Source organism: [Mycobacterium] manitobense, assembly GCF_025821665.1.
Classification (GTDB): Bacteria; Actinomycetota; Actinomycetes; order Mycobacteriales; family Mycobacteriaceae; genus Mycobacterium; species Mycobacterium arseniciresistens.
Genome location: NZ_JACKSJ010000067.1, coordinates 1 through 384, shown reverse-complemented (window position 1 = coordinate 384; position 384 = coordinate 1). Strand labels below are relative to the sequence as shown.

Genomic DNA, 384 nt, shown 5'->3' with positions numbered 1-384 from the left:
CCGACCACCGTGATGGTCGGATCGACCTGTTTCATCAGCGGGTACGCCGCCTGCAGCAATCTTGTGTACGCGGCCGGGTCCACCGGGTCGAGGGAATTGATCGCGTTGGGTTCATTCCATATCTCGTATGCGGATATCTTTCCCGCATACCGGGTGGCGACCTTTTCCGCGAAGCCACCGAACACAGCGGGATCGGGCATTCCCGCCATGATGGGAATGCCCGCCCAGCCCGGGGTCTGGTTGATCACGCCGAGAATTCCCATGCCCCGGCTGTTCGCGGCCTCGACGATGTAGTCGACGTAGTCCCAGTTGTACTCTCCCTGGCGCTCTTCGATGGTCACCCAGGGAATGAGGATGCGTACATTCTGCACACCGAGTGACTGC

General features: G+C 60.7%; 1 pseudogene. It reads right to left on the bottom strand.

The features are described 5' to 3' along the window. Positions 1-341 (bottom strand): annotated as a pseudogene (locus tag H7I41_RS09325) (hypothetical protein); the annotation flags it as partial. Between the last annotated feature and the right edge of the window lie 43 nt (positions 342-384).